Origin of the sequence: Pseudomonas sp. GM33 (assembly GCF_000282295.1) — a bacterium.
GTDB lineage: Bacteria > Pseudomonadota > Gammaproteobacteria > Pseudomonadales > Pseudomonadaceae > Aquipseudomonas > Aquipseudomonas laurylsulfatiphila.
Map to the genome: position 1 here is coordinate 1 of NZ_AKJO01000122.1, position 14,146 is coordinate 14,146.

Here is a 14,146-nt window from a genome sequence, read left to right on the forward strand (position 1 = left end):
GGCTAGAGGCTAGCCGCCGCTTTTACGCTATAATCCCGCCCTTTAGCTGTCTCTCGCCCCTTGCGAGGGCACATTAATTTTTGAGGCGCTTGCGCCTGCATGCAGACTAAAGAGGCTAGACCCCTGTGGCATTGACGATTCTTGGCCTGTCCGGCGCCCTTAGCCATGATCCTTCCGCAGCCCTGTACATCGACGGCAAGCTGGTCGCGGCGGCTGAAGAGGAACGCTTCGTACGCGATAAACATGCAAAGAACCGCATGCCCTACGAATCGGCGAAATTCTGCCTGGAACAGGCCGGTATCAAGCCGTCCGACGTTGACGTGGTCGCGATCCCGTTCGCCCCGATCAGCCTGTTCGGCAAGGCCCGCTGGCAGTACGCCAAGCGTTACTGGTACGCCCCGGACCGTGCACTCGACGCGATCCTGATGGGCAACCGTCGCTACAAGCGCTATCGCAACAAGATCGTCTGGTGCCTGGAGCAACTGGGCTTTGATCCGAAGAAGATCAAGATCGAGCCGGTCGAACACCACCTGGCCCACGCCTCCAGCGCCTACCACTGCTCCGGCTTCAAGGAAAAAACCGCGATCCTGGGCATCGACGGCAAGGGCGAGTACGCCACGACCTTCTTCGGCTATGGCGTAAACGGCAAGATCCACAAGATCAAGGAATTCTTCGATCCGGACTCCCTCGGCGGCCTGTACGGCGCGATCACCGAGTTCCTCGGTTTCGACATGCTCGACGGTGAGTTCAAGGTCATGGGCATGGCGCCGTACGGCGACGCCAGCAAATACGATTTCTCGCGCCTGGCTTCGTTCGAAAACGGCGAACTGGTGATCAACACCGACTACGCCAACGTCATCGGCCTGCGTCGCTATAAAGAGAAGGGCAAGGGTTACTACTTCTCGCCGAAGCTGATCGAGTGGCTGGGTCCCAAGCGCGAAGGCGACATCGCCGACGAGCCTTACATCCACTACGCCGCCAGCATTCAAGCGCTGTTCGAGAAAATTGCGCTGCAGATGATCGACTACTACCTGGGCGACGTGCTTAAGGAAACCGGTAAGCTGGCCTACGCCGGTGGCTGTGCGTTGAACGTCAAGCTCAACCAGAAAATCATCGCACGCGACGACGTCAAGGAGCTGTTCGTACAGCCGGCGTCCGGCGATGCCGGTACCGCAGTGGGCGCCGCAGCCTACGTGTCCCACGCCCGTGGCGTACCGGTCGAGAAGATGGAACACGTCTACCTCGGCCCGTCGTACAGCAACGAAGACGTGATCGCGGCCTGCGCCCGTCACGAGAACAAGCCGACATGGCGCAAGCTCGACAACATGCCGGAGCAGATCGCCAAGATCATGGTCGATGGCAACCCGGTGGCCTGGTTCCAGGGCCGCATGGAGTTCGGTCCGCGTGCACTGGGTGGTCGTTCGATCATCGGTTGCCCGAGCGTGCCCGGCGTGGCCGATCGCATCAACCACCAGATCAAGTTCCGTGAGCGCTGGAGGCCTTTCTGCCCGTCGATGCTCGACACCGTGGCGCCGCAGATGATCAAGATCGATCACCCGGCTCCGTTCATGACCTTCACCTTCGAAGTGGCGGAAGAATGGAAGACCCGCGTGCCGGAAGTCGTCCACGAAGACGGCACGTCCCGCGCCCAGGTGCTCAAGCGCGAATACAACCCGCGCTACTACGACATGATGAAAGCGCTGGAAGTGCTCACCGGCAACGGCGTGTCGCTCAACACCTCGCTCAACCGTCGCGGCGAACCGATGATCTGCTCGCCGACCGATGCGCTGAACATGTTCTTCGGTTCGGATCTACAGTATCTGATCATGGAAGACATCCTGGTGGTCAAAGAGGGCGCAAACGCCTATGACACGTTCGGCTGAACGTCATGTGCTGCAGTTCTGCCACGGCTATGACGGGCCGTTCCTGGACTGCGCACGGCAGTACGCCAGCCTGTTCGCGGGGACTGGCTATCGCGTGACCACGGTGTTTCTCACCGGGGTTGCCGATGCCGAAGTCGCCGCGGGCTGCGCCTCCGACGAGGTGCTGTTCATGGAGTACAGTTCCAAGGCCATTCGTGGCCTGAAACTGGGCGCCATCGGCGATCTGCGCAAGATCGCCGCGTCGCGCAACTTCAGTTTCTGCATCGCTCATCGCTTCAAGCCTATCTATATCGCCCTGCTCGGTACGTCGTTGCCGGTCATTGGCGTGCACCACGGGTTTGAAGACTACAAGCGCGGCAGCCGCAAACTGTTCGCCCATATATTCCGCAAGCGTTTGAGCCTGCTCGGTGTGTCCGACGCGGTACGCGATGACATGCGCAGTTGCCTGCCGAAGTGGCCGGCCTCGCGAATTCAGACGTTGTACAACCGCATCAACGTCGATGCCTTGCAAGCCACCCAGGTATCGGCTCGCGAGGCCCGGGAAACCCTCGGGCTGGCGGCGGATGCCTGGATTGTCGGCAACGTCGGACGCCTGCATCCGGACAAGGACCAGGCCACGCTGCTCGATGGTTTCGCCGAGGCATTGCCGCAGTTGCCGGCCAACAGCCAGTTGGTGATTCTCGGCAAGGGGCGCCTGGAGGAAGATCTCAAGGCTCAGGCCCGCGAGCTGGGTATCGGCGACCGGGTGCTGTTCCTCGGCCAGGTGCCGGATGCGCGCAACTATTTCCGCGCTTTCAATGTGTTCGCCCTGAGCTCCGATCACGAACCGTTCGGCATGGTGCTGCTGGAGGCCATGGCCGCCGGCGTCCCCTTGCTCGCCACGGCGTGCGGCGGCGCGAAGGAAGTGGTCGAAGGCGTGGGCATCCTGTTCCCTTTGGGTGATGCCGGACATCTGGCCCAGGGCCTGCAACACCTGGCCGGCATGGATGATCAGCAACGCCGACAGTGTGCCGAGATGATGCTCGAGCGCTTGCGCGAACGCTTTTCCGACCGCGCAGTGCGCGATGCTTTCTGGCACTTGCCGCACGTTACCGAACTGGCACAGAGGGGCTGATGCTCAACCGATTTCAAGGCTGGCGCGAGCGTGGCTGGGCGGTAGTCGACGCCTCGACTTACGCCGAAACCTGGCAGCGCTATGGCGGCAGCGTCGCGACTCATCCCATGGTGGTCGAGCGCCTGGCGCAACTGGCAGACATCCCGGTGCGTTACCTGGCCTGGATGCAGGGTGATGAGGTCAAGGCGGCGATCCCGACTTGGGGGCGCGACCTGGCCTTGTCCAAGGACGTGCTCAAGCGTCGCGGCAAGAAAGGCCTGTTCGACCTGGGCAACGCCGAGATCATCCTGCCGGCCGCGGCCGATGCCCAGGCGCCTTTGCGTCATCGCGCGCGCTATCTGTCGGCGTTGAACGAGGGGCGGTTCACCGGCATCAGGTTGCAGGCCGAGCAACTGGCCATGGCTCGTACCCCCGAGGAGCTGTCGAAGAAATTTCGCTACAACCAGCGCCGTGAATTGCGCCTGCTGGAAGAGGCCGGGGGCGTGGTGCGGCCGGTGTCCGAATTTTCCAGCTTTGATCTGTCAGCGATTTATTGCGACCTGTTCCAGCGCCGCTGGGGTTTCCCGGCGACGGGGGCCGAACGCATGGCCGAGGTCATCGAGTTGCTGCGCGAGTTGCTGATCGGTTCGGTGATTTTTCTCAACGATGCGCCGATTGCGATTCAATTGGTGTACCGCGTCGAAACCCCGCAGTGGATCAGCGTCGAGTACATCAATGGCGGGGTCGATCCCGAGACTCGCGAGTTCAGCCCCGGCAGTGTGCTGAGTTTTCTCAATACGCAAAGCGCCTGGGAGCATGCCAGGGCGCTGGACAAGCCGTTGCGTTTTTCTTTCGGTCGCGCCGACCGTGAATACAAGGATCGCTGGTGCAACCCTGTGCCGGTCTTCACCGTATGAGCCAAGCCATGAGCCGCAAACAGCAACTGCTCAAGCGCCATCGGCGCACTAAACGCATCGGCCTGTTGATTGCACTGGTGCTGTTGATCTTCATCGGTGTGCTGGTGGCCTGGTGGTTGCCGCTGGTGCTGGCGGTACTGGGCTGGATGGCCCATGAAGCCTGGTTTGCCGACCATCTGTTCTACTCGCCGAAAGACGATTATCAGTACAGCTTTCCCCCGTACACGCCACAGCCCAAGGTGCACCTGAGCGGTGAACACTTGCGCCTGGACGAGGGTGTGATGCTGGTCGACGACGCGACGCTGGTGCTGGCCCTGCGGGTAAAAAGCACCTGGCTGGGTCGTTTTTTCGATCCGGTGGTCGAGTTGGCGGGGGGCGAAAACCCTGACCGACAAACCTTCGAGCGGGGCGTAAACGGCCTGCGTTACCTCAATCTCAGTGGTCAGGCTCAGGCGCTGTCCCGTGGTGACCTGCGCTTGCGCGGGCGTTTCTGTCGGGTGTTCGGTGAGCCGGTGCTGTGGGCACTGGAACATCCGGATTACCGGCGTCAGCGGGTGATGGTCATCGCGCCCCACGCCGATGACGCCGAGCTGGCAGCCTACGGTTTGTACAGCCAGGCCGACGAAACCTGGATCGTCACGCTGACTGCCGGTGAAATCGAAGCCGAACACTACCGGCAGATGGGCCTGAACAAGGTCGATGCGGCCCGCTTGAAAGGCCGCCTGCGCACCTGGGACAGCATTGCCGTACCGCGTTGGGCCGGTGTGCCCGAGGCTCGCTGTGTACAGCTGGGTTATTTCTGCCTGCAACTGGCGAGCATGCAGGCCGCGCCCGGTGTGCCGGCGGGATCGCGGGAAGCGGACCTGAGCGACACCCGACTATTTCGCCAGCTGAATTCTTTCGCACTGCCAGGCGATGCCGATGGCGCACCGACCTGGAACAATCTGCTGGCCGATCTGCGCGAATTGCTGCTGCGGGCCCGGCCAGAGGTCATCGTGCTGCCGCATCCGACCCTGGATCCGCATCCCGATCATATCTGCGCCCAGGCGGCAGTTATCGAGGCCTTGCAAGGCCTGGACTGGCAACCGACCACGCTGTTGGGCTACGCCAACCACTTGCACGACAACGACCGCTGGCCGATGGGCGATAGCGGTGACGGCATCGCCTTGCCGCCGGCCTTCGATTCCGTCCAGCCGATGCAGCCCTATTGCCTGCCGATGCCGCTGGAGCAACAGCGGGACAAGGCCATGGCATTGGGCATGATGCACGACCTGCAGCCGCCGATGCCGTTCAAGCGCCGCTTGCGTCGCTTGATCCAACGGTTGTTGGCTGGCCGGGTGCCGCCCACTTATGGCGAGAACGAATTCTTTCGCAAGGCCGTCCGGCGCCACGAGCTTTTGTGGTCCATCAAGCACACACCAGGCAATGTTTCTCAGCGGGGAGAGTTATGAGTCAGCGGTCAAAGGTCCTGCAGCTGCAGCCTGACTACAACGTCAAAGCCCATGATTTCGCCGACCTTGCGGAGCAAATCGTCAAGGCCCTGCCCACCGATCGATATGAAGTGACCGCCGCGTTTCTGCGGGGTAAACCCGGGCCGGGCGAAGCGGTGAGCCGGGCCGATCGTTCGGTGTACTTCGAGTTTTCCGACAAGTCCCTCAAGGGCATGCGCCTGCGGGCGATGTGGCAGCTGTACAAGTTCTGCCGCCGGGAAAAATTCGATGTGGTGATCTGCAACCGCTTCAAGCCGGTGAACATGATGCTGGCGCTCAACCGCTGGTTGAAAGTGCCGTTGTGCATTGGTATTTCCCACGGCTTTGGCGAGTACGACCGTTTTTACCGGCGCCGCCAGACCCAGCGCCTGATCGATCGTCACTGGCGTTTCGTCGGCGTGTCGCCAGCGGTGAAGCAGTATCTGCTGGACTGCGACTGTGGCTTCACCGACCAGAATACCTATGCTATCACCAACGCCATCGACATCGAGCAGGCCGAGGCTTTGCAGCACAGCCGCGAGAAAGCCCGTGAAATGCTCGGCATCGATCCGTCGGTACGGCTGATCGGTGCACTGGGGCGGCTGGTGCCGGTCAAGGGGCATATCTATTTGCTGCAGGCCTTTGCCGCGCTCAAGGACAAATACCCGAATACCCAGTTGGCGATCATCGGTGCCGGTCGCGAAGAGTCGCGCCTGGCCGCGGAAATCGACCGTCTCGGCCTCGGCGGTCGCGCCCATTTGCTGGGGTTCAAGGAAATTGCCCTGCAGTACATTCGCGCTTTCGACATCTGGACCATGCCGTCCCTGGCCGAGGGCCTCGGGTTGGCGCTGCTGGAAGGCATGAGCGGGCATTTGCCGGTGATTGCCTCGAACGTGCCGGCCATGTTGCCGCTCATCGAGGGGGCCGGTGGCCTGGCGATTACGCCCAAGGATGTGCCGACGCTGCAGGCTGCGTTGGACACTTACCTCGGGCTGTCGGATGACGAACTCAAGGCCAAGGGCGAGCAGTCTTTCCGTTATCTGCAACAACACCATGACATCGAGGCGTTCCGTCGTGAATACCTCAATCTGATCGACTCCGGCCTGGAACAGGCCCGCAAGGAACAGCCATGAACGACGCGCAACCCATCGTCACGGTCATTATCGCGTCGTACAACCACGGCCCCTACATCGAGCAGAGCATTCTCAGCGTCCTCAACCAAACCTATCGGAACATTGAGTTGCTGGTGGTCGACGATGGTTCGAAGGATGACAGCGTCGAGCGGATCAAGGCGTTGCAGGCCACCCATGATTTCGACTTCCGGGTCCAGGAAAACCAGGGGCTGACCAACACCCTCAATGGTGCGATTGCCCGGGCAAAGGGCAGCCTGATCGTGCCGTTCGGTTCGGATGACATCATGTTGCCGGAGCGAATCGCCATTCAGGTCGCGCATATGGACGGCAAGCCCGAGGTCGGCATTTGCGCCGGCAACATCGAGCTGATCGATGCCGACGGCAACCTCTACCCGGAGAAGCGCCAGCGCCGGGATGTGCCGTTCCGTCGCCTGGACTTCGATGACATGTTCCTGGAGCGCAAGCCCTATCCTCCGGCACCCACCCTGATGATCCGGCGCGAAGCGCTGGAGAAGGTGGGCGGTTTCGACCCGACCATTCGCCTGGAAGATTTGCTGATCGAGTTGAAGGTGACCCATGCCGGTTACTTCATTGATGGTCTGAACGTGTTGATGGCGCGCTATCGCAAGCACGCCACCAACTCCTACAAGAACCACCGATTCATGATCGACAGCATCCTGCGCACCTACGCGCTCTTCAGCGATCACCCGCTGTATGACGAGGTGCGCTACAAGTTTCTCAATTCCATGTTCCTCAAGACCGCCAACCGTGATCGCAAGCTGGCGCGTGAGTTGCTGGCGCAGATTCCCTTCAAGGCCTGGAACAAGAAAACCTGGCGTGGGTTGGGGCGGATGTATTTCTCACGGCTGGAGAAAGGCTGAGGCAGGGGGGAAGGGGGGAATACTCAGCGTTGTTGAGCCGTCTTCTCCAGTTCTTCCCCGGCCTTCCTGTTCTGGCGCAACCAGTGCAGGGTTTTCTTGCCGGCATTGATGCCGGGCCTTTCGATGTACTGGTAAGTCAGGCTGCTGATGATGATCAGCAGGCAACTGCACACGGCCAGCAACGGCAGGAAGACCCAGGCTTGCCGGGCGTCAAGATGCAACAACGGCGGCAGTCGCTGCAGCAGAATCCAGAGCACGAAACCGTGCAGCAAATACGTGCTGTAGCTGATTTCCCCCAGCCAGCGAATGCTGCGTGGCCTCAGGGCGCCGAACAGGGTATTGCCGGATGCCACGATCACAAAAAACAGTGACAGCAGCAGTAGCGCCCCCAGGTTGAATGCACGGCTGAACACCGTAAAGGCGATGGCCAGGGCGAGCAGGGCGATGATGCCCGCCAGTGGAGTCAGGCTCCAGGCGACCCATTGTGGTCGGCGAATCCAGTACGCCGCTGCGATGCCACCGAGGAAGCTGGCCAGGAAGTGCTTCTTCAGCGAGTGTTCCCAGCCGAGCACCTGGTACAGGGCGTAGATGCCGATCAGGCACAGCACCGTCTGCATCCAGCCACCGCGATAAATGAACACCATGGCGGCCAGTGGCAGGGCCAGGTAGAAAAACACCTCGTACCCCAGCGTCCAGGTGACATTGGAGATCAGCATGCCCGTCTGGTGGTACTGGTTGACGTCTGGCCGGTCGAAGGTCAGCCAGGCGAGCGCCTGGCCTATAAGCTGGATACCGGAGTCCTTGAGTTCCCAGTCCTGCAGATAGAACACGCAGACAAACACGGTCAACATCAGCGGCAGATAGAGCGGGTAGAGGCGAAACAGCCGCGATACCGCAAATGCCAGCCAGTCGTGTTGCCGCCCGTGGGTGAGCAAGCGGTCCCAGAACAGAAATCCGGTGATCATGAAGAACAGGGCAACGCTGCCCTGGCCGAGCTGCGAGTAGAAATTGCTCGGCGGAAAATCGATCACGCCGGTGCGCAGAAAGATCCAGGTGATGATCGAGTGGTGCACGAAAACGCCGAAAGCCAGGTACCCGCGCAAGCCGTCAATGCTGGCAAAGCGGCTTTCACCACCATGTTCCAGCTGTCGGGCGAATCCTGGCACCGTGCGCAGCACAAGCGCAGCGGTCGCGATGGCAAGCAGGTAGCCCGTCATCGCGATAAGCGGGTTGGTTTCTATCATCAGTGAGCCCGGGCCGGAGGACTCCCCGCCAGCACTTGCCTGTGCAAATTTTCCACGTCGGCTTTTGAGGCCGCCGCGGCGTATCCCTGCAGCAGCGCTTCGAAGTGGTCTTCGAACAGCCAACGTCGATCTACTGCGTAGCGCTGCATATGGCGCAGATTACGCCGACGCAGGGAAGGGCTCAATGATGAAGGGTAGATTCGCAGGTCGGCCAGGTCGATCAGGCCGAACTCACCGTCCTCCAGCACCAGCACATTGCCCAGGTGCAGGGAGCGGAAGTAGACCCCTTTGTGATGCAGTTGAGCCATGAATTTGCCGAAGCGCTCCACCAGTGCCTGGCGCACCGCCGGGGCGGTGATGCCTTGCAGGATCTGGCGCAGCGTGTTGCCCGGCAACGGCGAGTAGTGCACCGCAGTGCTGCCGTCTTCGAACCGGTAAAGATCGAGGATCTGCGGGGTCGGGATGCCCATGCCGCGCAGTTGCACGCTGTTGACGGCAAAGCGATCGGAATAGGGCGTGAAACTGCCCGAGGTATACCATCGGCGACGGCGAAACAGCTTGAGAAAGCTGCCGTCGGTCAGGCGCAGGACTTTGGGGCCCAAACCGTCTTCTTCGATGACCCTGGCATCGGCAATCAGCTGCTGCAGGGCGCTTGGCGTCGCGGCCTTGATCGGTGTGTCCAACAGGCGTCTGGCACGTTGGTTGATGCTCAATGCGGCAACCAGCGCCAGGGGGATCCACAGCAGGAACCAGTGCTCCTTGGGGCGCGAGATAATCCCGCCACCTTCAGTCAGGCCCGCGCCGATACCGAAGGCCAGCCAGGCCGAGGCAATGATGAACAGCGGTTGCACGCGATGGCGCCGGCTACTGATGAAGCCCCATGCGTGGAAGAACAGCCATGGCAGCAGGCCGATAATGCCGACGTAGTAGAGCACGCCCAGGGCAAAGCTATGGGGCTCTTGCAGGCTGTAGCCGACGCCCGGGTCCAGGGTCAACTCGGCGTTGTAGCCATGTCCGATCCACGGATGCTCCGCGATCCGGCCCAGGGTCAATTGCCAGAGCTCGATGCGGAAGGAGCTGCCTCTTTCGAAGATCTTGTCCGCAAATAGCGCGAAAGTCGTCGTTCCGGCAATGATCATGGAGGCAAGCAAAAGGACCGAGCGTCGATTCCAGCAGATGAAACACAGCCACAGCGCAGCGATTGTCAGTGCAACCAGTGGCGTCCTGGAACCGGTGGCCATTACGGTGGCGAACATGATCGCCATCGCTGGCAAGCTCAACCAAAGTATCCGGGGGCGCTTGCAGGTCATGCTCAGGCTTAGCCAGTAGGTACAGAAAAAGCCGAAGACGTGGGAGCTGAGCAATGGATTGTCGAACGCGCCGACTCCGATCAGGCGCATTTCCGGCTCGTAGATCAGGCCGAACCTGTACAGGTTGTAGGCGGAGATGATCAGCGCCAGCGTCGCGGCGCAGAACAGCAGGGGCTGAATGATTTCGCTGCGATAGCGCACCAGCAGGTAGCAGCCAACGAACAGCATCAGGGTATGCAATGGCGGTTTGAACTGACCCAGGTTGATTTCGTCGCCCGGCCCCCAGGACAGGCTGAGCAGTGCCCATGTCACAAACAGCAGGACTGCAATGACGATCGGTTCGTGCAGCAGGTCCTTGGCGAGCCGCGGCCGCAGGCACAGTGCGACCAGAGCCGGAATGCTGAACAGGCCATAGTAGAGCTTGTGGAGCACGCTGCGCCCGGGCAGGAAAAACAGGGCGCAAAGCAGCAATAAGTAACCGAGTGGAAGGATCCACAAACAAATGAAATCGAAGGTTCTATTGGACGTGCTGTTCAAAGCGTTTAATTGCATGCTGAGTAACTTATTCCTGAATTGAGCGACCATACCAAGGCAGGGGCAGCGGGTGGCTATTTGACGCGCCACAATACACAGACTGTATGCGATTGCCAGAACCCTGGGGAAGCTGTGCTAAAGTCAGCGTCCTTTTCATCGACATTCGCGTGATATGACCGACTCCAGTCTCTCCGCAAGCCCATCAAGCTTGAAAATCTACTTCCGTCTGCTCGGCTATGTCCGGCCGTATATCAGCCTGTTCCTGATCAGCATCGTCGGTTTTCTGATTTTCGCTTCGACGCAGCCAATGCTGGGCTACATCCTCAAGTACTTCGTCGACGGTCTATCCAATCCTGAAGCGGCGCTGTTTCCAACCGTGCCCTACCTGCGTGACCTGCAACTGCTGCAGGCGGTGCCGTTGCTGATCATCCTGATCGCCGCGTGGCAGGGACTGGGGTCGTACCTGGGCAACTACTTCCTGGCCAAGGTTTCCCTGGGCCTGGTCCATGACTTGCGGGTCCAGCTGTTCAACAACCTGCTGGTGTTGCCGAACCGGTATTTCGACAAGCATAACTCGGGGCACCTGATTTCACGTATCACCTTCAACGTGACCATGGTCACGGGGGCGGCAACAGATGCGATCAAGGTCGTAATTCGTGAAGGCATGACGGTGATCTTCCTGTTTGCCTCGCTGCTGTTCATGAACTGGCGCCTGACGCTGGTGATGGTCGCCATCCTGCCGCTGATTGCCATCATGGTGCGCACGGCCAGCAAGAAATTCCGCAAGCAGAGCAAGAAAATCCAGCTGGCCATGGGAGACGTGACGCACGTGGCGTCCGAAACGATCCAGGGCTATCGCGTGGTGCGCAGCTTCGGCGGTGAAAAGTACGAAGAGAAACGCTTCTTCGACGCCAGCCAGGGCAATACCGACAAGCAATTACGCATGACCCGCACCGGCGCCATTTATACGCCGCTGCTGCAACTGGTGATCTACACCGCAATGGCCGTGCTGATGTTCCTGGTGCTGTTCCTGCGTGGCGATGCGTCCGCCGGCGACATGGTGGCCTACATCACCCTGGCCGGCCTGCTGCCCAAGCCGATTCGCCAGCTGTCCGAGGTGAGCTCGACCATCCAGAAAGGTGTGGCCGGTGCTGAAAGTATCTTCGAACAACTGGATGTCGAGCCTGAAGTCGATACCGGCACCGTCGAGCGTGATGTCGTCAACGGCCGCCTGGACGTGCGCAACCTCAGCTTTACCTACCCTGACACCGAGCGCCAGGTGCTCAATGACATCAGTTTCTCGGTCGAACCCGGGCAAATGGTGGCGCTGGTGGGACGTTCGGGCAGCGGCAAGTCGACCCTGGCCAACCTGATTCCGCGTTTCTATCACCACGACAAGGGCGAAATCCTCATCGATGGCGTCGAAGTGGAACAGTACAAGCTGTTGAACCTGCGTCGGCATATCGCCCAGGTGACTCAGCACGTGACCCTGTTCAGCGACACCGTGGCCAACAACATCGCCTATGGCGACCTGGCCGGCGCACCTCGTGAAGACATCGAAAAAGCGGCGAAAGATGCCTACGCGATGGACTTCATCGCTCAATTGCCCGAAGGCCTGGATACCCAGGTCGGGGAAAACGGCGTGCTGTTGTCCGGTGGCCAGCGTCAGCGCCTGGCGATTGCCCGGGCGCTGTTGAAGAATGCCCCGCTGCTGATTCTCGACGAGGCGACTTCGGCACTCGATACCGAGTCCGAGCGGCATATCCAGGCCGCTCTGGATCAGGTCATGAAAGGTCGCACCACGCTGGTGATCGCTCACCGCTTGTCGACCATCGAGAAGGCCGACCTGATCCTGGTCATGGATCAGGGGAAAATCGTCGAGCGCGGCACCCACGAGCAACTGCTGGCGCAAAACGGCTACTACTCGCGCCTCAACGCGATGGGCCTCGACGCCCCGGCCGAAGACATCGCCTGACCCCGAAAGGGCGAGCCTGGCTCGCCCTTTCGCGCGGGTGTCGTTGGCTGGCGGCTCTTTTGCTCAAAAAACGAGCAAAAACACCCGGCAAATCATCCCGTTGCAGCCACCGCACAAGCCGACACCAACCCTGTGTTAATATCGCGCCCCTGTTCATTCTGTATGTGGGTTGCACCATGAAGTTGTCCATGCCGCGATTCGATCAAGCCCCTGTCTTGGTGGTCGGCGATGTCATGCTCGACCGTTACTGGCATGGTGGTACCTCACGGATTTCCCCTGAGGCGCCGGTGCCGGTGGTCAAGGTCGATCACATCGAGGACCGTCCGGGTGGCGCTGCCAACGTTGCCTTGAACATTGCCGCCCTGGGGGCTCCGGCTTCGCTGGTCGGTGTAACCGGCGACGATGAAGCTGCCAATAGCCTGGTCAACAGCCTCAAGGGCGCTGGCGTGCGCGCCATTTTCCAGCGCATTGAGCACCAGCCGACCATCGTCAAGCTGCGGGTCATGAGTCGTCACCAGCAACTGCTGCGTATCGACTTCGAAGAACCCTTCGCCACCGACGCGCTGGCGCTGGCCGCGCAGGTCGACGAGTTGCTCGAAGGCATCAAGGTGCTGGTGCTGTCCGACTACGGCAAAGGCGCACTGAAAAATCACCAGGCGCTGATCCAGGCCGCCCGGGCCCGTGGCATTCCGGTGCTGGCCGATCCAAAGGGCAAGGATTTTTCGATCTACCGTGGTGCAAGCCTGATCACGCCGAACCTCAACGAATTCGAAACCATCGTCGGTGGGTGCGCCGATGAACACGAGTTGGTCAACAAGGGCGCGCAACTGATGCACGACCTGGACCTCGGTGCCTTGCTGGTGACCCGTGGCGAGCACGGGATGACCTTGCTGCGTCCGGATCATCCAGCGCTGCACTTGCCGGCCCGTGCCCGCGAAGTGTTCGACGTGACCGGTGCCGGCGATACAGTGATTTCCACCCTGGCAGCAGCGATTGCCGCGGGTGAAGAACTGCCTCACGCTGTGGCCCTGGCCAACCTGGCGGCCGGTATCGTGGTCGGCAAGCTCGGTACGGCGGCCATCAGTGCACCGGAATTGCGTCGCGCGATTCAACGCGCGGAGGGGTCCGAGCGCGGAGTGCTGGGTCTTGAGCAACTGCTGCTTGCGGTCGATGATGCCCGCGCGCATAACGAGCGGATCGTGTTCACCAACGGTTGCTTCGACATCCTGCATGCCGGCCACGTGACCTATCTGGAACAGGCGCGGGCCCAGGGCGATCGTCTGATCGTCGCGATCAACGACGATGCATCGGTCAGCCGCCTGAAAGGGCCGGGCCGTCCAATCAATAGTGTCGACCGGCGCATGGCGGTGCTGGCCGGGTTGGGCGCGGTGGACTGGGTCATCAGTTTCCCGGAAGGAACCCCGGAAAACCTGCTGAGCGCGATCAAGCCGGACGTGCTGGTCAAGGGTGGCGACTACGGGATCGACCAGGTGGTCGGCGCGGACATCGTGACTGCCTACGGCGGTACCGTGAAAGTGCTGGGCCTGGTGGAAAACAGCTCGACCACGGCGATTGTCGAGAAGATCCGCAAGTCCGAATGAAGCCGTAAAAGATCGCAGCCTCTGTAGGAGCGAGCTTGCTCGCGATGGACTCAAGTACGACGCGTTTATTCAGCGAGTACGCATTATCGTTAACGTCCATCGCGAG

General features: G+C 60.8%; 10 protein-coding genes. 8 read left to right on the forward strand and 2 right to left on the reverse strand.

The genetic code is table 11. From position 1 onward, the window contains the following. Window positions 1-125: 125 nt before the first annotated feature. The 6 genes from PMI26_RS07700 to PMI26_RS07675 are packed head-to-tail and all read left to right on the forward strand — an operon-like array spanning window position 126 to window position 7,376. Window positions 126-1,883 (forward strand): carbamoyltransferase family protein, encoded by a 1,758-nt coding sequence (locus PMI26_RS07700; RefSeq protein WP_007977421.1) that lies wholly within the window; start codon window positions 126-128, stop codon window positions 1,881-1,883. Further along, on the forward strand, window positions 1,867-2,997 hold the full coding sequence (locus PMI26_RS07695) for a glycosyltransferase (RefSeq protein WP_007977423.1): 1,131 nt from the start codon (window positions 1,867-1,869) through the stop codon (window positions 2,995-2,997). Before PMI26_RS07700 ends, PMI26_RS07695 begins: the two co-directional genes overlap by 17 nt. Further along, window positions 2,997-3,893 carry an antimicrobial resistance protein Mig-14 gene (locus PMI26_RS07690; RefSeq protein ID WP_007977425.1) on the forward strand — a complete coding sequence of 299 codons (897 nt, stop codon included), beginning with the start codon at window positions 2,997-2,999 and terminating at the stop codon, window positions 3,891-3,893. Before PMI26_RS07695 ends, PMI26_RS07690 begins: the two co-directional genes overlap by 1 nt. 8 nt (window positions 3,894-3,901) lie before the next feature. Continuing rightward, the gene (locus PMI26_RS07685; protein WP_007977428.1) at window positions 3,902-5,344 is read left to right on the forward strand and encodes a PIG-L deacetylase family protein; all 1,443 of its coding nucleotides are present in this window, start codon (window positions 3,902-3,904) and stop codon (window positions 5,342-5,344) included. Further along, window positions 5,341-6,495, forward strand: coding sequence for a glycosyltransferase family 4 protein (locus tag PMI26_RS07680; RefSeq protein ID WP_007977430.1), 1,155 nt, complete (start codon window positions 5,341-5,343; stop codon window positions 6,493-6,495). The genes PMI26_RS07685 and PMI26_RS07680 overlap by 4 nt, the downstream gene beginning before the upstream one ends. After that, window positions 6,492-7,376 carry a glycosyltransferase gene (locus PMI26_RS07675; protein ID WP_007977432.1) on the forward strand — a complete coding sequence of 295 codons (885 nt, stop codon included), beginning with the start codon at window positions 6,492-6,494 and terminating at the stop codon, window positions 7,374-7,376. Before PMI26_RS07680 ends, PMI26_RS07675 begins: the two co-directional genes overlap by 4 nt. A gap of 23 nt (window positions 7,377-7,399) precedes the next feature. Here the strand turns inward: PMI26_RS07675 and PMI26_RS07670 are convergent, their stop codons facing one another. Then, window positions 7,400-8,620: an acyltransferase family protein gene (locus tag PMI26_RS07670; protein WP_007977434.1), complete on the reverse strand. Its 1,221-nt coding sequence runs from the start codon at window positions 8,618-8,620 to the stop codon at window positions 7,400-7,402. Next, complete coding sequence (locus PMI26_RS07665) at window positions 8,620-10,482, reverse strand: bifunctional O-antigen ligase/aminoglycoside phosphotransferase family protein (protein WP_007977436.1); 1,863 nt, start codon at window positions 10,480-10,482, stop codon at window positions 8,620-8,622. Before PMI26_RS07665 ends, PMI26_RS07670 begins: the two co-directional genes overlap by 1 nt. A 154-nt stretch (window positions 10,483-10,636) precedes the next feature. Here PMI26_RS07665 and msbA point away from each other — a divergent pair, with 154 nt between their 5' ends. Further along, window positions 10,637-12,439, forward strand: coding sequence for a lipid A export permease/ATP-binding protein MsbA (msbA, locus tag PMI26_RS07660; protein WP_007977438.1), 1,803 nt, complete (start codon window positions 10,637-10,639; stop codon window positions 12,437-12,439). A 176-nt stretch (window positions 12,440-12,615) separates the two neighbouring features. Then, entirely contained in the window at window positions 12,616-14,040 is a 1,425-nt protein-coding gene (gene hldE, locus PMI26_RS07655) for a bifunctional D-glycero-beta-D-manno-heptose-7-phosphate kinase/D-glycero-beta-D-manno-heptose 1-phosphate adenylyltransferase HldE (protein WP_007977440.1), read from the forward strand. The last annotated feature ends 106 nt before the right edge of the window (window positions 14,041-14,146 follow it).